21 protein-coding genes are annotated in these 21,463 nt (G+C 51.3%); 4 read left to right on the top strand and 17 right to left on the bottom strand.

The annotated features are described in order from the left end of the window. Nucleotides 1-19: 19 nt before the first annotated feature. Together J7I43_RS18080 and J7I43_RS18075 are read left to right on the top strand one after the other, a co-directional pair. Nucleotides 20-5,602, top strand: coding sequence for a hypothetical protein (locus tag J7I43_RS18080; protein WP_209147258.1), 5,583 nt, complete (start codon nucleotides 20-22; stop codon nucleotides 5,600-5,602). Between the two features lie 136 nt (nucleotides 5,603-5,738). Continuing rightward, nucleotides 5,739-6,467, top strand: a complete 729-nt coding sequence (locus tag J7I43_RS18075; protein ID WP_209147257.1) for a DUF4197 domain-containing protein — start codon at nucleotides 5,739-5,741, stop codon at nucleotides 6,465-6,467. Between the two features lie 35 nt (nucleotides 6,468-6,502). Here the strand turns inward: J7I43_RS18075 and J7I43_RS18070 are convergent, their stop codons facing one another. Genes J7I43_RS18070 through J7I43_RS18050 form a run of 5 tightly spaced genes read right to left on the bottom strand, consistent with a single transcriptional unit; the run spans nucleotide 6,503 to nucleotide 11,209 of the window. Further along, nucleotides 6,503-6,904, bottom strand: a complete 402-nt coding sequence (locus tag J7I43_RS18070) for a hypothetical protein (protein WP_209147256.1) — start codon at nucleotides 6,902-6,904, stop codon at nucleotides 6,503-6,505. A gap of 16 nt (nucleotides 6,905-6,920) precedes the next feature. Continuing rightward, nucleotides 6,921-7,235: a hypothetical protein gene (locus J7I43_RS18065; protein ID WP_209147255.1), complete on the bottom strand. Its 315-nt coding sequence runs from the start codon at nucleotides 7,233-7,235 to the stop codon at nucleotides 6,921-6,923. Between the two features lie 9 nt (nucleotides 7,236-7,244). Next, on the bottom strand, nucleotides 7,245-8,834 hold the full coding sequence (locus J7I43_RS18060; RefSeq protein WP_209147254.1) for an MFS transporter: 1,590 nt from the start codon (nucleotides 8,832-8,834) through the stop codon (nucleotides 7,245-7,247). Continuing rightward, nucleotides 8,827-9,891, bottom strand: a complete 1,065-nt coding sequence (locus tag J7I43_RS18055; RefSeq protein ID WP_209147253.1) for an HlyD family secretion protein — start codon at nucleotides 9,889-9,891, stop codon at nucleotides 8,827-8,829. Before J7I43_RS18055 ends, J7I43_RS18060 begins: the two co-directional genes overlap by 8 nt. Nucleotides 9,892-9,895: 4 nt before the next feature. Beyond that, on the bottom strand, nucleotides 9,896-11,209 hold the full coding sequence (locus J7I43_RS18050; protein WP_209147252.1) for a TolC family protein: 1,314 nt from the start codon (nucleotides 11,207-11,209) through the stop codon (nucleotides 9,896-9,898). 148 nt (nucleotides 11,210-11,357) lie between these two features. Between J7I43_RS18050 and J7I43_RS18045 the strand changes: the two genes are divergently transcribed. After that, nucleotides 11,358-12,143: an AraC family transcriptional regulator gene (locus J7I43_RS18045; protein ID WP_209147251.1), complete on the top strand. Its 786-nt coding sequence runs from the start codon at nucleotides 11,358-11,360 to the stop codon at nucleotides 12,141-12,143. Here J7I43_RS18045 and J7I43_RS18040 read toward each other — a convergent pair. The 10 genes from J7I43_RS18040 to J7I43_RS17995 form a co-directional block, all read right to left on the bottom strand. Further along, on the bottom strand, nucleotides 12,130-12,453 hold the full coding sequence (locus J7I43_RS18040; protein WP_209147250.1) for a 2Fe-2S iron-sulfur cluster-binding protein: 324 nt from the start codon (nucleotides 12,451-12,453) through the stop codon (nucleotides 12,130-12,132). The two genes, J7I43_RS18045 and J7I43_RS18040, sit on opposite strands and share 14 nt — an antisense overlap. A 9-nt stretch (nucleotides 12,454-12,462) precedes the next feature. After that, entirely contained in the window at nucleotides 12,463-12,639 is a 177-nt protein-coding gene (locus J7I43_RS18035; RefSeq protein ID WP_209147249.1) for a hypothetical protein, read from the bottom strand. An 11-nt stretch (nucleotides 12,640-12,650) separates the two neighbouring features. Beyond that, nucleotides 12,651-13,373 (bottom strand): iron-sulfur cluster repair di-iron protein, encoded by a 723-nt coding sequence (ric, locus tag J7I43_RS18030; RefSeq protein WP_209147248.1) that lies wholly within the window; start codon nucleotides 13,371-13,373, stop codon nucleotides 12,651-12,653. A 126-nt stretch (nucleotides 13,374-13,499) separates the two neighbouring features. Then, nucleotides 13,500-13,895 carry a group III truncated hemoglobin gene (locus tag J7I43_RS18025; protein WP_209147247.1) on the bottom strand — a complete coding sequence of 132 codons (396 nt, stop codon included), beginning with the start codon at nucleotides 13,893-13,895 and terminating at the stop codon, nucleotides 13,500-13,502. Nucleotides 13,896-13,902: 7 nt separating this feature from the next. Continuing rightward, the gene (locus J7I43_RS18020; protein ID WP_209147246.1) at nucleotides 13,903-14,310 is read right to left on the bottom strand and encodes a hypothetical protein; all 408 of its coding nucleotides are present in this window, start codon (nucleotides 14,308-14,310) and stop codon (nucleotides 13,903-13,905) included. A gap of 1 nt (nucleotide 14,311) precedes the next feature. Beyond that, on the bottom strand, nucleotides 14,312-14,572 hold the full coding sequence (locus tag J7I43_RS18015) for a hypothetical protein (RefSeq protein WP_209147245.1): 261 nt from the start codon (nucleotides 14,570-14,572) through the stop codon (nucleotides 14,312-14,314). Then, nucleotides 14,572-15,573, bottom strand: coding sequence for a cbb3-type cytochrome c oxidase subunit II (locus J7I43_RS25090; protein ID WP_209147244.1), 1,002 nt, complete (start codon nucleotides 15,571-15,573; stop codon nucleotides 14,572-14,574). The genes J7I43_RS18015 and J7I43_RS25090 overlap by 1 nt, the downstream gene beginning before the upstream one ends. Before the next feature lie 18 nt (nucleotides 15,574-15,591). Further along, nucleotides 15,592-17,748, bottom strand: coding sequence for a cbb3-type cytochrome c oxidase subunit I (locus J7I43_RS18005; RefSeq protein ID WP_209147243.1), 2,157 nt, complete (start codon nucleotides 17,746-17,748; stop codon nucleotides 15,592-15,594). 48 nt (nucleotides 17,749-17,796) lie between these two features. Then, nucleotides 17,797-18,228 carry an RrF2 family transcriptional regulator gene (locus J7I43_RS18000; RefSeq protein WP_209147242.1) on the bottom strand — a complete coding sequence of 144 codons (432 nt, stop codon included), beginning with the start codon at nucleotides 18,226-18,228 and terminating at the stop codon, nucleotides 17,797-17,799. Nucleotides 18,229-18,379: 151 nt separating this feature from the next. After that, nucleotides 18,380-18,745 (bottom strand): DUF2200 domain-containing protein, encoded by a 366-nt coding sequence (locus J7I43_RS17995; RefSeq protein ID WP_209147241.1) that lies wholly within the window; start codon nucleotides 18,743-18,745, stop codon nucleotides 18,380-18,382. Between the two features lie 239 nt (nucleotides 18,746-18,984). On the opposite strand from J7I43_RS17995, the gene J7I43_RS17990 reads away from it, so the two are divergent. Further along, nucleotides 18,985-20,112, top strand: a complete 1,128-nt coding sequence (locus J7I43_RS17990) for a 3-oxoacyl-ACP synthase III family protein (protein ID WP_209147240.1) — start codon at nucleotides 18,985-18,987, stop codon at nucleotides 20,110-20,112. A gap of 126 nt (nucleotides 20,113-20,238) precedes the next feature. Here the strand turns inward: J7I43_RS17990 and J7I43_RS17985 are convergent, their stop codons facing one another. Then, nucleotides 20,239-20,820, bottom strand: a complete 582-nt coding sequence (locus tag J7I43_RS17985) for a hypothetical protein (protein WP_209147239.1) — start codon at nucleotides 20,818-20,820, stop codon at nucleotides 20,239-20,241. A gap of 422 nt (nucleotides 20,821-21,242) precedes the next feature. After that, nucleotides 21,243-21,428 (bottom strand): Rossmann-fold NAD(P)-binding domain-containing protein, encoded by a 186-nt coding sequence (locus J7I43_RS25050; protein WP_378108793.1) that lies wholly within the window; start codon nucleotides 21,426-21,428, stop codon nucleotides 21,243-21,245. Between the last annotated feature and the right edge of the window lie 35 nt (nucleotides 21,429-21,463).

The following is a 21,463-nucleotide window of genomic DNA, read 5'->3' as shown; positions in this document are numbered from 1 at the left end:
ATAAACACATACGTTCCTTATGGGCAACAAACTTTTTTATATACTGGATAATTTTTGTCCGGCCGCGTATTACGACAAAACGGCGATCGACAACAAGGATTTTTTTATCATCGTCAACACCTATCTCATAACCGATTTCCCGGAATGCCCTCCACTGGCTAATTACATCGATCCGGCCACACAGGGGACCGGTCACGTCTGGGAATATCTCGGGGCAAACTCCGCAGCCTTCGGCCGGCTGGTGCCCGTGCCCCCGCCACTGAATACAGCTATCAGCTTCGCATACAACGGTACCTCGTTCGACAACAAGCTGGGATTCGAGTTCCAGGATAAAACAGAAATGATCAGCTGGCTGGAAAGAAGCAATAGTTTCCTGCTGCTGGAACCAGCCAACCACAAAATCGCCGTCGACTTTTTTAAATACGTTTCGTTCAGCCAGTTCCGGGAATTAAACGACTGGCTGATCGCGTTGCTAAGCGAGGTGTTGAAGAAAAAAACGGGCGACATTACCGACCCGCTGGAAAAAAAGATATGGGATTGCGCATGGGCGGGCGGCGCCGCAGATTTCAAAGAAAAGTTCAGGGAGAAAATACTTGCGCAGCAAAATGCCATCCCCCCTGAAAAACCAGTACCGCTGGGTATCAGCGATTCGTACATCGCGCGATTCTGCGCCCTGCTGAAGGCTAACGGTCTTGAAAACGAACAATCGCCTTTTTTGCCCCCATCTTCCAAATTCACCAGCAGTGCGCTGGCACTGCTTGGAAAGAATGCTACCGATGCCACTGTCTTACTGGGCGACGAGAATCATTACCGCAAAATCCTTTGCCAGCGGATATCCACGGAAAAAGGCCAGCCGGAAAAACTCCGCGAGCGTTTGGGGCTCTTTTACGGCGCCGGCGAAAGATCACGCATAAACAGGCCTCCCGGAATTTCCATCATGCAGATCAAAGACATCGATTCGCCTGCCGGTATGCAGCTGGATAAGGCTTTTCTGCCAACGGACTGGTTGGAAACGAACGCCGTTTCGTTATGCGGGCAGGTATGCGCCATTCCGCTTGCCGCCATGAAAGAACCCGGCTTTTTCCCCAGCCTGCAGATCAAGGCCGGTAGCGTGGACCTGCTGGCACAGCTTTCTCCGGATCAGCGTCAGGAGTATTTTAATGCAATCTCTGCCTACCTGCACAATATTGCCAACAATGATCATACAAAGTTCAAACGCATACTGTCGCTTCCCGAGCAATATAGGATCCCGCGACCTTCAGATCCGCAGCCTTTAACGGTCGCGCAGGAAAAAACACGCTATTCTCCCGTGAATGTCCTGCTGAAACATAACCTCTACCCCATAAAACCCGCGGCAGACGCCTACGCCACCGCGATCAAGATACCTGAAGCCCTGCTGGACAGCCTGTTGCCGGCCGCACGTGTAAGTTACCGCGAAGACGGCTCCGCCGATCCTCTTTTCATCACCCTGAACCCCCAACGGCAGTTGCTGCGGAAAGAAGATCTTTTCAAAAAAGAAGGCACACCAGATGTAAAACATATCGATTTCGAAGGAAGCGTTCCGCCTGAACAATTCACGCCGGCCCTGATGTTCGGCATCCAGGTAAAAAAAGTGCCGCTACCGGAAAACGGGAAGCAGGCGTTCAAACTTTCGCGAAAAGCACCCGTGCCCAAAAACAATACCGATCCCTCCAACAAACCGATAGTCGACGAGTTAAAGCTGCTTCGCGAGCTGTTGTACGAACCGGGAGATATTTTCAAAAAGAACGATTTCCTGCTCCTGGTCATCAAAAATACAATACCGGAATCACCAATCCTTATTACAAATGCGTGGACGGACAAAAAAGTGGATGACGATGAAATGCTGGAGATCTATTCGGAAGGCCTGCAAGCACTTTTTGCGGACAGCAATGCGCAGACCGTGAAAGACACGGTGGACGCAGACCTGCTGATCTTCCCCGTTCAAAATATCCAGCAGGTTTGGGAAAAAGGATTTAACGTATTGCTGCATAAAGACGCCGGCAAGTCCGTATTCATTGCATTGGACCAGCATTACAATTTCAGGTTCAATACTTCGGTGAACGGTTTTTCGCGTTCCATGCTGCTGACGCTGGACAAAAACGGTTTTGCAGATTCCGGTATGGGTGATATTGAACCGGCGCTGGTCGATTACAGCAACTTCAGTAAATTCCGCATATCGGTTGCCAACGGCCACGAACTGAAAATGAATACTTCTGACGCGCTGTTGCCGGTATACGAAATGCCTTCCACGGGCATGCCGCAACTTTTCTATTATCGCACCACGCATCGTTTTTCGGAAGAAATAAACAATGCAGAAAATGCCATGGAAAACCAGGAGAACCGGTACAGGCTGTACCGTCTCAATAGCGCGCCTATGACTGCCCGCGTTAAGATAGAAAACCAGTATGCATTCAGGATGGCGCTGGAAATGGACGGTATCGCGTTTCCCTTCAGCAACCCTATCCGGAACCTGGCCAGCCTGAAAACCAGCCAGGTGACCGCGGACAACGTTACGCAGGTACTGCCGCTGCTCACCTATTCATTAACGGAAAACGGGAGTAAAATACAGCTGAACTTAGATAAAAAATACCTGGTAAAACTATTGCGTGACAAGGATACCGAAAAAGAAGCGCTGATAACGATCTATAAAGACCTGTACGAATCGTTTTTCGATGCGATGCAAAATAAGGTGTCGCTGGTGCTGGAAATATGGAACTTCAACAATACCATCCGCCAGGTAGCCGCAGAAGAGGCGGCGCACCCGGAGAAATCCGATGCCTGGCCCGCCATTGTCGGCAATATGCAGCTTGTGGAGAGCATTCCTTTCCCCAAAGATCTCACCGAATTATTATCCCCCTTCGACAAACCTTCTTTCAGCGAATTCTGCCAGGCGGTAAAGGATTATATCGATTCGGGAACTACCCGGAGCACCAGCCTCGACCTGCCGGCGGAGGTGGTAAAGATGGTGAACGACTGCAACCTCGTGCGGCTGGGATTGGACATTACCCGGGAAAAAGAACACACCGTATTTCAGCAATTCACCGCGGGGCAGCCTGCGGACGCAGACTTAAAGCCATTCCCGCTGAAAGACGAAGACGACTTAGCGGCCGATCTGGCGTTCTCCCGTCCATCCCGCGCAAAGGTAGCCCTTCGCCAGTACCTTGACGATGCCAGCGGACAAAATAACCTTTACCGTTCCTTTTCTTATATCTGTTCGGAGTGGTACGACCAGAAAAAGAGCCGGAAGCTGGCCCTTACCGGGGAACCCGCCAATATGAAGGAAATATTGGGCGAAACCACTCCTTTTGTATGGAAACCGGAAGTGGACGCGCCCAACAAAACGGATATGCTGCTTTATTATGTACCTTATTCGTTCAGACCGCTGCAGGTACACCCGGACCTCCTGGACCTCAAAACAACGATCAGTTTTGCGGAGTACCTGTTGCGTGTGCTTAGCTGGCTGGCGTACCCGGAACGGCAGAAGGAAGATCCCGCGAATTTCCTGGTCAACATTGAACCGGGCAGCACCAAAGAGGAATTGTTCAATGCCCGGTTGGCCGCCAGGGACAAAATATTACCGCCGGTGGCCCAAAAACTGGCGGAACTGCTTACCTATGTGGACAACCGCCGCTCTGCCCCGACCGGCGGCCATTACCAGCTGGCCCAGGAGATCAGCGAAAGGATCGCGCCGGAAGTATTGAAGGCCTTTATTTCCACAATGAGGCAAGACCCGATGAAATACATCACTGCCAAGGGGTTTGGGCTCGGTTTGTTTTCCGGGGTCAGTACAAAACATCTGGAAGCGCCCCCCGCTCCTCTTCCGAAAGACGGCGTTCTGCAAGACCTTTACGGCCTGCAGCTCACCCGCGACATCCGTCCGACGGAAAGACAATCCGCACTCCCCGACAATCTGAAAGGCGGCGATACCGCGCGGATCAGTTTTAAATCCATTCTCCAAAATACTTCTGCTGCCGGCAAAGATTATTTTTTTATCGAACCGTTGGAAGATGCTTTGTACGACAATGAGTTCCAGATCGCCGAAAAGGGAAACGCCGCATCTTCCCCCTTCCCCGCCGCACAAGCGCGTACCGCGGAAGACCTGCTGGAAAACATCAACCGTTTCAATGAACAGCAGCCTGCAGGTAAACCCGCACGGATTGCCGTGGCGCACTACTGTCCCGACTGGGTAACGGCCGGTAACCAAAAGTTCTACCTGCTTCCTTCGCGCCGGCCGCCCGCCACGCCGGTGCCATATATACCCGAATCGGTTATGTTAAGAAAAAATGCGGATACCGACCTGGAATGGCAGGAACTGGTACTAGATCCTTCCAAAGAGATCGTGCTGCGGTTCACAACAAAAGGCGATGCGGCCGGAGCCGCAGGTCAGGACGGCACCATCACCCTCGAAAGCAAATTTCTTGCAAAAAATAAAGACCTGGACCAGATCAAAATAAAACACTGGCCCCGCTGGGATATTTTCATGAACACCTACGATTTCATCCTCGAATCGGATGAAGAAGGAGGGATCAACAACGATCTGCTGGAAATATACCTTGAGGAAAACCTGCCGGCATCAACGGCGCAGCATTCGGCGACCACCCGGAACGTCACCCAGAATCTGCTGTTTGCCCAATACGATTATTATGTGAGAAAAAATGGTGCGGTACCGGTGCCCATACCGCTCGCCCATTTATTGCCCGGCGGAGGGTCGAAAGGATTGATCGCGGAACTGCTGGAGGGCATTCTTGTGCCCGGTGCAATCACAGCAACGCCGGTGGCAGACATCAGCCTGTACCAGGATTCCAACGACGGCCAGCCGCTGTCATTTAAACTGAAGATCGCGCCTGGCGCGCCGATGCGCGAGAAGGTGCTTACCGCGGAAATATTCAGGGAAAAAAGCAGCGGCAACGGTCCCGTGAAATACCTGGTGCGCGTAAAGGTGCTGGCAGACCCCTGGACCTGTTACCGCTGCAGGCTGCGCGTAAGAAGGAACATGCGCGATGTTGGCGGCGACGGCGGGTTTGATATCAATCCCGCCTTCGAGCTGAATTCCGCGTATTCCAACTGGGTTGATTATGGCCAGCAAACATTATCGTACAACTACCTCACCGATCTTAAAAAGTCGCCTTCATGGGCGCCCGGCCTGAAATACCTGGTGCCCGACATGTCATTGACCACCTACAGGCAACACCTGCGCGAAAAAACGGAGATCCTGTTCGGAGATATGGTGAACCGGCACCTGGAAAGTCACAAAACGCTTTTCCACCCGGACAACATACGGGATAACCAGCGTTTCTGCAGCGCCTACATCGAAGAAAGGATACGCCCCGGCTCCATGCAGATATACCATCCGGACAGGCACCGGGACGATATATTGGAATATACTAAAACCGCCACAGACAAACTCGCCAGGGCCGGTATAGGCAAAGTGCCGTACGGCCAGTTCGTCGCGAACTTTAAGATCATCCCGGACACGATCCATTCGCACGAACCGCTGATACACGTTTCCTGGTTCAGCAAAAATGCACCGGAGAAAGAAGTGTTTTCGGTTATGATGAAACTGAAGTTTGAAAAGATTTGATAAAAATCAGGCGCAGCCGGAAACGCCTTGATTTTCCGGGCCGTGCAGCCTGAAACAAGCCTGCAAAGCCGGCAGGGTCGCCCATGGCACGTCTATTGTTCTAAGTTGATATATTTGTACCCAAATGCACCCTGTAATGAAACACACCTACCTTGCCGGCGCTCTTTTTGTGATGCTCTTTTCAGGCTGTGAAACCACGCAGCAGATCATCAACAGTTTGCCCAACACCACTGCCACGGGCCAGCCCAGCAGTTTCCAGATCGCTTCGGGACTGAAGGAAGCGCTCACCATCGGCACACAAAATACCGCCAGCCGGCTCTCCGCGCCCAACGGCTTTTTTGCCAATGCCATGCTCAAGATACTGATGCCGCCTGAAGCGCAGAAAGTGGAATCCACGCTTCGCAGCGTAGGCCTCGGCGGCGTAGTGGATAAGGCCATTCTCGCCATGAACCGCGGCGCTGAAGAAGCCGCCAAATCGGCCGCGCCCATTTTTATCAACGCCATCAGGCAAATGAGCATTACCGACGCCATTGGCATTTTACGGGGAGGCGATTTCGCGGCTACCAATTATTTCAAAGGCAAAACCACCTCGGCGCTCACTACCGCCTTCAGCCCGGTAATCAACAACGCGCTGAAAAAGGTGGACGCCACCAAATACTGGGCGGACGTATTCACGGTATACAACCGGTTCTCCAAAACGCCCGTAAACACCGACCTCACGGCCTATGTGACGGAACGCGCCATCAGCGGGATATTTCATGAAGTTGGGCTGGAAGAGCAGAAAATACGGAAAGACCCGGCCGCGCGGGTGACCGAATTGCTGAAGACCGTCTTCGGAAGCTCGCTTGCACAGAACAGGCAATAAAAAAACTAGTCCGGCGGCAAACCCCGCCGGACGTTTTATTTCCAGCTGCCGGAAATGGATATGCTCAAGCTGTCGTTGCTCACTTCCATGTCGATCGGAAAAATAATCTTGAATTCATCCATATCCACCCGGCAACCGGCGAGATAACCCGAAACATCTCCCCAGAGCTGGAAACGGTATCCCTTTTTGTAAAGGTTCAGCGGTATTAAAGGACGTATGGCAAAAACCGCCGGCAGCGTGAGATCGCTGGGATACTTTTCTGTACGCGCCAGCACAACGGCCGTGTCTTCTTCACAAACCTTCAGGTAAAGTTTTTGGGCCGGAAGGTTCGTTTTCCGGTATTCATTTAACCGGACCGATTTTAATGTAAAGGCTATATCCTCTTTTTTGCAGCCGGCGCATAAGAGCGCCAGGCATATGATCCACCATTTTTTCATGTTCAAAACCAGATTTTTATCGTTTTACCGTAACCCGAAAAAGCCGGAGCAGCGCGCATTTTATTCTACTGAATACCTGCCGGTACGTGAAGGCCGTTTCTTCGCGGATGGCATTGACCACAATTCCTTTCACCCCGTATTTCACGGAAGAAATGGCGAAAACATAGATCATCCCGGCGGCATGGTCGTACTCCCAGCACCGGACTATTTCATCTATCGCAAAATCTTTCGCCAGCAACACATGGCCTTTCGCCAACGCCCCGAAACCCAGGGAGTACCCGCGTTCCAGCAGGTCTTCAATAACATCGTCCAGCAGTTTTACGCTTTCCATTGATAATCATTAAACCGGCGAAAGCCTCCGTGACCTTAAATAAACGACCGTCCTGTTCAGGTACGGAAAAAGGGCAATAAGCAGCAGCGTAGCCAGGATCAACCACGACATCAGTTCATAATAATCCATGGCGAAGCGAAGCTGCCCTTGCCCGTTAACACCACCTATCAATAGTTTATGAGAAGCTTTTACCGTTTGCCCGGGCATGATGCCCCTTGCCAGCAGGTGCTCCGACTGCTTTTGAAGATTCAGCCGCACCATCGGGTCGATTTTCGTCAGATGGTCCTGGAAAGCATTGTAATGACTGCTTTTCCCGAAAAGCTCAAAATAATTGATGATGCCGATACTGACGCAAAAACCCAGGTAACGCACGGCCAGGCAGATCGCAGAAGCGGAAGGGCCCAACGATACGGGCACCGAAGAAATGGCGTAAATGATGGTCGGTACCATGATCATTCCAACGCCCAGCCCCTGGATAAACAGCGGGATGAAGTAATTAAATTCATCGGCCTGCACGTCAAAAAGAAAAAACATGACCACGTGAAAAACCAGCAGCAGCAGGAACCCCGGCAGCCAGGTGTACCGTATCCGTTTTTTCTGCAGCACCATACAACAGGCGACGATCACGCCGGTAACGAGCCCCGCAAGGTTCAGCAGGTTGATGTAGGAAACATGCATGGGGTCGAACCGCAAAACCCCGGCGAAAAAATTGTTGGTGATGCCCGAAGCGAAGCGGCAGATATACATGACGAACAATACCAGCAGCCCGATCTTAAAATTCCGGAACCGGAATATCCCCATGTCGATGTAAGGATGTTTCATCGCTTTCTGCCGCAATACGCCCACAACGGTGAGCCCCACAACGGCCAGCACGCTGTACCGGATGCGCGGGTCTTCCAGCCAGTAATATTCCTGCCCGTATATCATCACATACCCCACCAGGCAAAGCACGATGCTGTAAATGGCAAAGCTCTGCCAGTCCAGCTTGTACAGCGGGAAACGCACGTTCAGCCGAACGTTGTTCATCGCCAGCAGCAACAGCACCAGGCAGGGCAGGTACGAAAAAAGCGCTCCTTTGTAAACGATGTTGAAGTTGTAGGAATCGATGAGGTCTGCCGTTACAAAATTATTGAAGGGCATCGCGCAAAGCAGCAGCCCAAAAAAAACGGAAAAGCTGATCTCTCTTGCGCGTTCACTGCGCAGCCGGTTGAACATCAGCGCCAGCGAAAGGTTCACGGTGCTGGAGAACAACATCCCCTGCACGAACCGTACCGGGAAAAGGATATACACTTCGCGGGTCTTGTAACATAACAGCGTGGCCGCTATTTGCAGGAAAGTGAACAGGATAAAATATTCTTTGGCGGCCAGGTAAGTAAAAAAACGCCGTTCCAGGCTGTAAAACCCGACATAACCCGCGTAAAACAGCGCCACGGCGAATTGTACATCGGCGGGCTCGCTCCCGTAATATCCCGCCGCGGCGTTCACGTTCGCCAGCGGCAGGAAAAACAGCACGATGCTGGGCAATATCAGCAGGAAAAGAATGACTTTCACCATCCATTCCGGCGCCCACCGTTTGAATATCGGGATGCCGCTAGTCACGATGCTGTTGTTTTGGAATGAAAACATTCACGTTCATGCCTACCTTCAGCACATCGATGTTTTTTCTTTCGCCGTCGATGCGGATGCGGACGGGCACGCGCTGCACGATCTTGACGTAGTTGCCGGTGGAGTTGTCCGGCGGCAGCAGGGAAAAACTGGAGCCGGTTGCGGGAGACAGGGAAATGACCGTTCCGCGGAACTTCCTGCCGGGGAATGCGTCTGCCACCACTATGGCCGAATCGCCGATCCGCATATGTTCCACCTGTGTTTCCTTGTAATTGGCCACCACCCATTTGTCGGTTTCGTTGTTCACGATAAAGGCCAGCGGCTCGCCCGCATCGATCATCTGCCCTACTTCCACCGTCCGCCGGCCCATCCTGCCGTTGTACGACGCTGTGATCACGGTGTAGCTCACGTCCAGCTTATGCCGGTCCAGCAAAGCTTTTAACCGCGCGATCTCCGCAAGCACCACGGCCTTTTCCGCCCTGATGTCTTCAATACGCGAAACCGCCGCCGCGTAATTGTCCACCGCAGCCTGGTAATCGCTGGTATTCACGTCCAGCGTTGCCTGCATGTCTTCCAATTGTTGTTTCGTGGCCGATTCTTCCTTGTACAGCTGCCGGTAACGGTCGTAATCCAGCTGTTGTTTCCAGACCTTCGCCTTACCCGCGTCGATCTGCGCTTTCGACGCCCTGGCCGTTCTTTCAAGCGTATGGATATTGCTTTCGAGCACGAGCAGCTGCGCCTGCGACTTTCGCACGGACGCTTCCGTCTGTTCCTGCTGCAGCACGTATTCGCGGTTATCGATCAGCAGCAGCGTATCGCCTTTTTTGACGTGCTGGTTCTCTTCGAACTTTACGGCGACAATAAAACCGCCCGCGCGGGATATAACAGGGTTCACATATTCCTGCACCTGCGCGTCGTTGGTTTGTTCGAACGTATAATAGCCCCAAAGCGTATAAACGCCCCAAATGGCAAGCCCGGCAACGATAATGCCCGATATCCAGCCGGTTATTTTGGTGATCAGCCTGTCTGTAACAGAATATTTCTTTTTCATTGTATTATAGAACGCCAGTGATGTTTTGAAGCAAATAATATTTGTTCTGCGCCGTGATGCGGGCCGCGGCCAGCTCAAAGCGGGACCGCAGCAACTGTATGTCCGCATCCAGCAGGTCGGTGATCAGCGAGGCCTGGTTGAAATAAGTGTTTTTAATGATCCGCGCGTTCTCCGCCGCCTGCGTTACATTCACTTCCGCCACGCCGATCTGCACCAGCGCTTCTTTGTACCGGAGGTAGGCTTCTTTCACCTGCTGGCGCACCCTGTCTTCGGTGTCTTTATGTATTTCCTCTTCCTTTTCCAGTTCCAGCCGGGCCGCTCTTACTTTATGCACGTTGTGGTAAAGGGCGGAAACGGGAAAAGAAGCTTTCAGCCCCGCCACGCCGAGCGAATACCAGTACGGGTTGTAGGGAAAAAGAAAGATCTGCGGATTGGCGTAATAAAAATCGCCGTACACGCCAAATTTGGGCCGCACATTAGCTTTTACCTGCCGTACGCGGAGTTTGCTCAACTCTGTCCGCCATTCAGATATATGGTAAGGAAAGGAATGATGCATCGCTTCCGCGAGGTATTGCTCATACGGTACGTTCTCTCCGCCGTGCGCGTCCATTTCCGCCGGCGCCACCACCGTTTCGTCCGGCTCGCCCATGATGATGTTGAGTTGCTGGCTGGCGATCAGGATGTCGTTTTCTATCGTCACCAGCGCCATCTTCCGCCTGGAGAGGTCCAGCTCCACGCGCAACACGTCGCTTTTTAATACCGTTCCGTTTTTGTGGTACGATTTGATCTCTTCCAGCTGTTTTTCCTGGTCCGCGATATCCCCGGTAATAAGACTTTTAAAAATGAAACATTTTTGCAGTTCCAGGTAGAGCGCGGCCGTTTTATAACGTATGTCCGATACCGCCTGGTCTTTTTCAATTAAGCTGATGCGGTGCAGGGTTTTGTCTTCTTCTATTTTGAGATTGAGCTTATTGCCGTCATAGATGTTCAGGTAAAGATCGGCGCCCGCGCGGTACAGCGTATGGATCACTTCGTGCTGCGAGGGTTTGGAAAACAAACCGTTGTCGTAAATGGGAATGTTGGACGCTTTTTCGGCGGTGCCTTTCACGCCGATCTCGGGGTAACGTTCCATCCGCGCGTCTTTGATCTCTTCAACGGCTATTTCCACCGTTTTTCTTCTGATCTCTATATGACGGCTGTTTTCTTCCGCCTTCCGCCATGCTTCCTGTAAGGAGATATGTAATGTGTCGCCCGTTCTATTTGCAAAAGAAACCTGTTGCCCGCACAACAGGAAAAGCAGAACTGAAAATGTCCGCATACTGAGTGATTCGATTTGGTGCGCAAAACTACGATGCGGGAGCATTTCGCGTTATATAATAATAGCCATCTTTTTATCCGATCCGGCCAAAACATTTTTTGGCAATCCGGGAGCTTTCGGGGTAACTTTGTGTTTTTGTGACGGACTTATGGGATTAATCGCATCATTACCGGATATCGACAAACAACCGCGGTCTGTTTTCGTCATGCATGAAAAGTCCGAGAAACTCATTCCCCTGCATACGCACCGGAAAGGGCAGCTGAGTTATGTGGAAGGCGGGATCGCATACATCACCATTCATTACAAAACCTACGTGGTTCCCGCCCGGCATTATTTCTGGATACCACAGGGAATGCCGCATATCTTACGCATCGGTCATTCCGCCACCGTATTGCGTTCGCTGTATTTTTACGCAACGGGCGACGCAGATCATCCATTTTACAGCCAGCTCGGCATTTACCCCGCCAGCGAGCTGCTTATACAAATGATCAATTACACGGAAAAGTGGGACGGCAAACATATCAATCATAAAAATTACAACTTCGAGTTCCTCGTTTCCCTTAAAAAATTGTTGCCGCAGCTCAACAACAACGCGCTGCCCATCATCCTGCCCATTACGGAAGACGAGCGCATGCAGCCTATCATCAAATACCTCGAAAAGAACATCGCGGAGCAGATAAGCCTTAAAGCGCTGAGCACGCGGTTCAATATGAGCGAACGCTCTATGTCCAGGTTATTCCAGTCGCACCTGCATATTTCCTTTCTACAGTATTTTAAAACATTGCGGATGGTGAAGGCGATCGAAATGATCGTGAAAACGAACAAACCGATTTCCGATGTGGCGTTTCTCGTGGGGTACGATTCCATCGGTTCTTTCAGCAATACTTTTTACGCTTTTACGCATTCCCGGCCAACGGACCTCAGGAAAAGCTGAGCAAGGTAACCGTCGCGCCATGCAGCGCAGCATCTACCGGAACCTGGCAGCTCAGCCGTACCAGCGGGTCTTCCACGCCGTTCTTCGATAAAGTGGCCGCTTCGTTCCTGTCCATGCCAGCCACCGCCGGCGCATCGTTCAACCGTACCTGGCAGGTGCCGCACCGGCCGATGCCGCCGCATTCCCCAAAATCTTCAGGAAACAACCGGTCCCGCACAAGCGCCATCAGCGAGCGGTATTCGTGCCGGTGCGTTTTCACCAAGTGCTCCTCCCCTTCCAGTACGACCCTGAAGGAAATCACTTCGTGCATATATCTTTTTTATGTCCAGAACTCATCGGGGTAATCGTCTTTTGTGACGGCCTGGTGCGATTGCTGCAAACGCGCGCCTGTTTCGGCGAGTTTATCCGCCGGCATTACCGTTTCGATGTGAGGGAATAACATTCTTTCTTCGAAACGGATATGATGGTCTACCGCATCGGCCAGCCGCCTTTTCATTTCCTGTGATTTTAACGCGTCCGTTCCATTTCGACGGATTTCGGGAACAGGATGTTGTTTTCAAGATGGATATGCAGGTGCAGGTCTTCCGCGAATGCCTGCAGTGTGGCGAACGCCGCGCGGTAAGTGCCGCAGGCGTCTTCCGGCACCGTGTACCCGTTACTGAGCTGCCTGATCCTGCGGAAACGTTCGCCTTCGGTATCGTGCTCGTGTATCATTACGTTTATGGGATTCCTGATGGAACCGAAAGCGGCGGATATGCCATGGTTCCCCGCCTGGTTGGCCACCGTCATTTTGCGGATGAAAGGGAAAAGCATCAGTTCTTCCTTTTTCATATGCGCGGTAAGCTCGCCGGCGCAGGCGTCGAACTCGGTTTTTATTTCCGCCAGTTCGGGGTGCCTGTCTCCGTGCACGCGAACGATCTTTTCGAGGAGTGATTGTATCACGGGCACCTGCGCGGTTACGTACCGGTGGTGTTTTTTCTCGATAAAATCGGCCAGCAGGTCCGGCGGCCAGGAGGCATAGTCGATGTTTCCCACGGCGGCTGGAGCGTCCAGGGTTTGCTGCAAACGGCGCACGAGGTCCTCCGTGGCAATTCCTTTTTCGTTGCAAGCCGTTTCGATGCTGCGGTTGCCATTGCAGCAAAAATCGACGCCTGCCAGTTCAAATACGCTTGCCGCGCGGTAATCTGCGGCCACTACGGCGCCGATAATATCTTCTTTGGAAATGTTCATTTTGTTCTGTTTAAGATTGTTCAAAAAATGATATCCCGGCGATAAAAAGCATAAAACTGATCGCGCATACAAAACCGGGCCAGGTAAACAGGCAGGCGACCGCAACAGGTTGTTGTACGTTTTTTTTCATAATAACGGCTTCGCCGGGTTATTGCGGTAATATCCGATCTTGGAAAGGAACATCACCGCCATCTTGTCTCCCCGCCATTTGGCCTCGGCAGCCTTTTTGCCGGTGAAATGTTCGTCGACGGTCTCGTGCCACAGCTTCAGCCAGGCATCGAAATGTTTTTGCTCCACAGGCAGCTGCGCATGGGGCGGAAAGGGACTGCCGTAATACGTATGTACCCCCAGCAGCACGGTTTGCCAGAAACTGTACATCTTTTCGAGGTGCTGCGGCCAGCGGTCTTTGATCACGCCGTTGAATATGCCGCCCAGCAAAGGGTCTATACGCACCTTTCCGTAAAATGTATCTACCAGCAACCGGATATCCTCCATCGCCGCGATCTCCTTTTTTGCGTTCATCGTGATGTTATTGTACGATTGAAAAATAACGGACCAGGTAAAACAAGGCCCAGCCGGCAAAACCGATGATCAGCGTCCACACCCACCAGGGAATGCTTTGCGGCGTTTCGCTGCCGTCGATCAGGAACGATTTCTGGTCGCCTTTGCCGTACGCGTTGATCATCAGCGGCAGCACACCGTCTACCACCGCGTTTTCCTTCATTCCTTCTATCGCGATGGCCGGGCCGTTGCGCACCACGAACGGGATCTTGCGGATGCCCTCCTTGCCGGACGGATCTTTGCTGACGATCTTCAATACATGCTCGCCGTCGGGAAGTTTCCGGGTATCCAGCTCAAAGCTCACGGGAGATTGCACTTCGACGATGGGCCTCGTATCTTCGTCGATAAAAATGAATATGGTGCTTTTGTCGCTCATCTTATTCGTTGTTTAAAATGAATCGTTTAATGTGCCGGCCAGACCGTTCACCAGGACGTACCAGCCATTTCACTGAAAAAAAGAGGGTGCATAACACGATGGCCACCGTTGCCCATACGATCACGTAATCCCAGCGGCTTTCGGGGCCGGCGCCGTGCGTGATGCCGCTCAGCACTTTGGGCTGGTTGCGCTCGCAGACCGGGCAGGCGAATGCCCATACGACCAGCAGCAGCAGCGATATTGTCAGAAAAAGTCTTTTCATTACCGGGCGGTTTTTTGTTTTACAAAATCCATGATCTTCCTGATTTCTTCGGGCGTTACCTGTTTCGCATTGTTGCCCCAGCTGCTGCGCTCGTGGTTGATCACCGCCGCCACTTCGTACTCCGTCCATTCCATATTGGCGCCTACCGGCGGCATTACGCCATATTCCGGGCGTGCGTCGTAACCGTTCAGGATAATGTCCACGTATAGTTCGAGATTGTCTCCGGTTACAACCGGGCTTGCTTTCAGGGCGGGGAACGCGCCGGGCAACCCTTCCCCGTTGGCCTGGTGGCAGCTTTGGCAGCTGGCCGTGTAAAGTGCCATGCCGTCTGGCGCGGCCTTGCCGTCGCCGGTTTTTTTCTTTTCTTCTTTTTTATACAGGAAAGCGGGCGCTTCCGTGCCATCGGGCAGTTTGGCCTGTTTGAGCGATTGCAGGTAAACGATCAGGTCGAGGGCATCCTGCGTGGCGATCACTTTTCCTTCTTCACCGTGCAGGTATTTTGCCGGTACATTTACCACTACATCAGAGGTATCCGGCTCTTTTTTGATGTCGAACAGCCAGGTATAGGCGGGCATAATGGATTCGCCCACAACGATGCGGGGATTGTACAGGTGCACGAGGTTCCAGTCGCGGCTGGGCTGGCGGTTGCCAACGTCCGTCAGGTCCGGGCCGGTGCGTTCCGTTCCCATCAGCGTGGCGGTGTTGCGCCATGCGTCGGTGCGGGTGAAGCCTGCATAATCCGCGGCAAGGCTCGGGCGGCTGCCCCAGGTTTTATCCATGTCTACATTCCTTACCTGCTGGGTATGACAGGCCACGCAACCATTGGCGACGAATACCGCCTTGCCTCTCACGGCCTGCGCATTCAGCGGCACTGCGTCGGGCAGGGGCTGGTTGTTTTCCTGGTTGCGGACGGCGGGCATAATGGCCACCAGTATGGTCAATCCCACGAAAAATACCGTGGCGGCGCCGAACAGTTTTTTATGATTGTCAAAAAATTCCATGTTTTCGCGATTAATGTTTTATACGATCGGTTGAGCAGGCACGGTAGAATCGTGCAGTTTCTGAATGGCGGTTTCACGAACGTCCACTACGTACGTGTTCGTCATCATTTTATACATGTTGTAGGCAAAGAAGAGATGAGAGAGCCACATAAGACTGCCGCCGATAGCACGCCACAGCCAGTAAGGCGCCATCATCACCACGCTTTCGATAAACGGTTTGCCTTCGATCCACATCAGTCCTTTCAGCGTGCTGCCATACATCAGCGGCACCGTGTAAAACATCAGCCCGATCAGCGCGAGCCAGAAATGCGCACCGATAGTGATCTGCGGCGCTTCTTTGCCGGTCAGCCGCGGAACGATCGCATAGATCCCGGCCCAAAGGAAAAAACAGATGATGCCGTACATCGTAAGATGCGAGTGCGCCACCGTGAAGTCCGTAAAGTGCCAGATAAGGTTGGTATTGCGGAAAGCTTCCGCCGTGCCCTGCATGGAACCGGTAAAATAAAAGACGATGCCCACCAGGAAAAAAGGGAGCGTGTAGCTGTCTTTCACCTTATACCATGCGCCTTTGAAAGTCATTAAAAAATTGGTCGTGCCGGCGATAACGGGTATCGCCATGCCCGCGCTGCCCACGATAGCCACCGTTTGCAGCCACCACGGGATGGAACTGAACACGAAGTGGTGCGTGCCGATCAGCGTGTAGAACAGGATCTGCGTCCAGAAGGCGAGAATGCCGAGGCTGTAGGAATAGATCGGTTTGTTGAGCTGCTGCGGCAGGAAATAATACACGATCCCCAGCGTAAAAAGCATAAACCACATGCCCACGCCCTGGTGCATGTAATAACCCTGCACGATGGTTTCGCCCAAACCGTTCTGCCAGTAAGGAACGTAAGCGACGACGGTAATAACGATCGCAAAAATGATAGAAGCCACGATGTACCAGTTGGAGATGTAGATCTCCTTGGTGGCGCGCCGTGCGATGGTGCGCAAAAAACTCACCAGCGTAAACACGATGCCCGCGGCGAACAGGACCATCACCGGCCAAATGTATTCGCGGTATTCGCCGCCGCCGTTGTTGACGCCGGCCATGAGGCACACCGTTCCCAGCACCACCGCGGCGTTGATCAGCCCAAGTGCGTACCATCCGTAACGGATATTGGCGAGTTTCGTATTACTTACGCGCGGCACCACGTAATACCCCAGGCCCAACATGCCCAGCGAAGCCCAGCCCCAGAACACTGCATTGGTGTGCACCGGGCGCAACCGGCCGAAACTCAGCCAGCTTACATGGTCCGCATCGGGGGCAACGAATTTTATTCCGACGTATTCTCCCACCGTTGTGCCGAACAATAGCCAGAAGGCGGCGAAGCCGAGATACCAGCAAATGAGCCGTGACAGCGCCGGGTCGATATTGGGCCGGGGAAGCGCTTTCTTTTTGAGGGCGACGATCGGCAGGCCGGTTTCACCGTTCAGGTGAAGCAGTCCTTTTTCGTCTGCGGCGGTTTGTGTACCGGAGAGCTCGCGGTGACTGAGCTTATAATCCAGCGCGGCTTTTCGTTTTCTCAGTTCCGTATCGATCATTTCTTCCGGCAGCGCGCGGAGATGGGCGGCGAGTTTTCCGGCCTCTTCGAGGTTCCGCTGGTTCCTCGCCTGGTCGAGCGTGTTCATCACTTTCGCGATCAGGATGATGATGGCGGCGAGTATCGGCAATACCAGCAGTACGATGGTGATCAGGATGCCAGTTTCGCTTAACAGGGAAGACTTCGCGGGCGCGCCGGCATTCTGCGCCAGCAGGCTCCCGGCGGGCATTACAGACAAAGCGGCGGTGAACAGCAGGAGCAAAATCGCGGTAGCGCGGCCGCAATGTTTTTTCAGCTCGATCAGTTTGCCGATCTGTTCGCTGTTGAGGTGACGGGTGTGTTCTTCCAGTTGACGGGCCTGTTCTCCGGCGTTTTTCTTTTTATAGCTGTTCCGTGCGTTGCTTACTTTTTGTTTTAATACCAGCACCGCGAAAAGCATCGCGAGCATGAATATCAAAAGCATCCAGGTAAGGGCTTCGCCGGAGGCGAAAGAAAAGTTGGAAGGCGCGGCCTGCTGCGCTGCTGCGGGAATTGCGGGCAGGATGCCCAGGAAAAGAAGCGGGGGAAATCGTTTTAGAAACGTGTGCGGTTCCATGATGTAGATATTAATACCTTTTTATCTTTTATTATGATTTTAAAAAATTTATCGTTTCAGGAAAGTGAGGCTTTTCTCCAGCGCATCGGTGAATTCGCCCAGTTTTGTTTTTTCGAGCATGGCCTGGATATCTTTTCTTACTGATTTAAATTCGTGGTGTATGGGGCAGGGATGCGATTCGGAGCATTGTTTCAGCCCGAGCCCGCAGCCGGTAAAAAGCTGGTCGCCATCCACCACTTTTACGATATCGGCGATGGAATGTTTCAGTCCCGCGGCATCCAGGTAAAATCCCCCGTTCGGCCCTTTCATGGATTGCAGCAGTTTTTTCCTGCCCAGGTCCTGCAGGATCTTGGCAATAAAATGTTCCGGCGAATCGATCCCCTTCGCAATTTCTTTAATGCCCACCTTGCTGCCGTCCTTCGATTTTTGCGCGATGTAAATCATCGCGCGGATGGCGTACTCACAGGTTTTTGAAAACATTCGTTCCTTTTTACAGCAACAAAGTTAAGGGCTATCTTTTAAAAAAAGAGTTTTTTATCCTTTATTTTGGATAAACTGATGAAAGTCATATAGAGGACATATCAGACGGCTCTCGCCGGAAACTAAGCAAAAATCATAATCGGGGCGTTAGCTACGATCCGCGCAGGATTTTCTCCATTTTCCTGCCTTTCGCCAGCTCATCCACGAGCTTATCCAGGTAACGGGCCCGCTTCGTCAGGGGATTATCGATCTCTTCGATGCGATACCCGCAGATCATGCCGGTAATCAGTTCCGCATTGGGGTTTAATGTAGCCCGCTGGAAGAACGTTTCAAAAGTTACCTTTTCGTCGATCAGTTCCTGCAGTTTTTTATTGTTGAAGCCGGTCAGCCATTCAATCACCTGGTGTAATTCTTCTTTGGTTCTGCCTTTTTTCTCGACCTTTTCGACATACATGGGATAAACCGAGGCGAAGGTCATTTTTGCGATACGCTGATTATGTTTATCGGAGGTGTCCATACCTTATGATATTTTAGCGTCCTGGTATATTTTATTTTATAGTAAGCAAGATACGGATTGCGCAAATTCTTAACAACATCCGGCGTTAAACAGTACGGCAGTTCGATAACGTTTTACTGTGACTCATTTAATCATTCATACATTACCGGATATGTGTTACCTTTAACGAGCTGATACAAGCTGTTTGGACGACAGGCGGGCAAGGTGTTTTCACCTGCTCCCGGCTGTCGTTTCAAAATTTGCAACTAGCACTTTTAATCAGCTTTGCGAAAGGTAAACCATATAAAAAGCAGCAAAAGCATATGTCATCAGTTATCATCGGCACAGGGGCTTATATACCGGAAGATATTCTAAAAAACGAGCATTTTTCAGAATATACTTTTTACGAAACGACGGGAAAGCCTCATCCGGAAAGCGTAGGCGTAACGATCGACAAATTCAGAAAAATTACGGGGATAAGTGAAAGGCGCTACGCCCCTAAAGCCATAAACACTTCTGATATGGCGGCGGAGGCCGGAAGGAAAGCGCTGGAGGATAGTAAAATTGATCCCGAGACACTTGACCAGATCGTTGTCTCCCATAATTTTGGGGACGTAAGCCACGGCAGCATACAATCACAAAACGTACCCTCGGTCGCCTGCCGGGTAAAGCACCTTTTGAACATACAGAACCCTGCGTGTATTGCTTATGATGTATTGGTGGGTTGCCCGGGCTGGGTGCATTCTGTTATCCAGGCCCATGCATATTTTCAGGCGGGAATGTCGAAAAGGGTATTGTTAATTGGCGCAGAAACGTTATCCCGCGTTATCGACCTTTCCGACCGGGACAGCATGATTTTTGCCGACGGCGCCGGAGCGGTCGTTATGGAACACCGGGAAACCAGCGCTGATGGTTCCGGTATATTAGGCTGTTGCGCGCTGACGCATAGTGTCGATGAACTGGATTATATTGATATGGGCATCAGCAACAAATACAGCGACAGTAACGCTATGTTTATTAAAATGAAGGGCAGAAAAGTTTATGAATACGCATTAAAACATGTACCGCAGGCTATGAAAGACTGTGTTGAAAAAAGCGGTCTGCAAATAAAAGACATCAACAAAATCCTGATTCATCAGGCGAATGAGAAAATGGATGAAGAAATCGTAAAGCGGTTATACGCTTTATACAATACGGCGCCTCCCGAAAATATAATGCCCATGAGCATTCACTGGCTTGGCAACAGCTCCGTTGCCACGGTACCTACGCTGTACCATCTTGTCAGTAAAAATATGATCCCCGAACACCAGCTTTCAACCGGGGATATTGTGCTTTTTGCTTCCGTTGGTGCGGGGATGAACATTAACGCAGTTTGTTACCGGGTATAACGTAAAAAATACTGCAAATATTCAATGTTCTGTAAGATCAGTCCCACAGTATTTTGGCAATAATAAAAAAGCCTTGCAAGTTTAACTTACAAGGCTTTTAGCGCGCCTTTGTCCGGCCATTTCATTTTAGTCTTTTAACCCCAGATACACTTTTACCGCGGCATAATCGGACCAGTTTACTGCGGCGGCCGATCTTCCCAGGGTATTGCCTGGCACGATCATGTATCGGAATTGTTGATATTTCTTGCCGTTGGAAACTACAGTGCTCAGGTCCCCATTGGAGTATAACGAAATTTCCTGCGCATAGGCCGAGAACTGTATATACAGACCGGATGGAGCATTGTAAGGCAACGGATAAATGACAGGATCACTTATTTCGTTGGCGTTAATGTACACTTTTACATCTGCGGTACTCAACAGCTCTTGGGTAAGTTTAGGCGCGTCGATAACGGAAAAGTAGCCGATCGTATCAATACCGCCGCCTGCTAAATGCACGGTATCCGGCTCAAACGGCACATCCAGCCATCCTGAATAGATCACGGTACCGGAAGTATTATCACCTCTGGGTCCTTCCGGGCCCGCCGGGCCTGGAGGACCAGCAGGACCTTGCGGCCCTACGGCGCCATCTTTGCCGCATGATATCAGGCACATAACAAAAAAGAGCCCTGACAGCAGGACTAACGGGGAAATAAAATCACTTCTTTTCATATCGGAATCTGTGTTTACGGCATGAGGGGTTAGGGATTTCATACCAGATCAGGGGCGTCAAAATACAATTTTTTTTCAAATTTAAATCGCGTGATACTTCACTCGCTGCCAACAGGATTACAAATCATTCAGTGGCCACATCCTTTTATAAAAGAAAAAAAGCCGGAGAAAATCTCCGACCTTTTAAAGCTTGTGCCCAGAACAGGAACAAAAGCGTTCTGGTTTTCAATTATTTGTAAATCAATTCTGTCAGATTTTTGGCTGGGAAGCTATTTTTATTCGCTTTTTAACTCTTTCTCCCTATCGGTGTGAATTACACAATTATCACGGACATTTAGTGTTGATGTGAATGATTTGCTCTTGGTGAATTTGAGTAAATTATAGTAATGGATGAGCTACTTTAGATGAATTGGCTAGTAACTTTAACTCATCACGGCTTTGATACGTCTTTCTGCTTTCGTTGCATCTATTACAGTCTTGCTGTTCCAATCTGTGACATCCTTCAACGCCGGCGCTTGCGACCATGGAAGCGACAGTAGAACAATCTCCGCCTTTGCCGCCTCGTTAATTGTTCCCGCGCTGGCGCCGTCTCCCAGCAATTGGGCCAGCTCTTCAAAGATGCTCCCCCTGTCCTATTGGCTAA

The sequence above is a fragment of the Chitinophaga chungangae genome, assembly GCF_017742215.1.
In the GTDB taxonomy this organism is placed as follows: domain Bacteria; phylum Bacteroidota; class Bacteroidia; order Chitinophagales; family Chitinophagaceae; genus Chitinophaga; species Chitinophaga chungangae.
The sequence above is the reverse complement of the archived record's forward strand: the minus strand, read 5'-3'. Positions and strand labels throughout refer to the sequence as shown.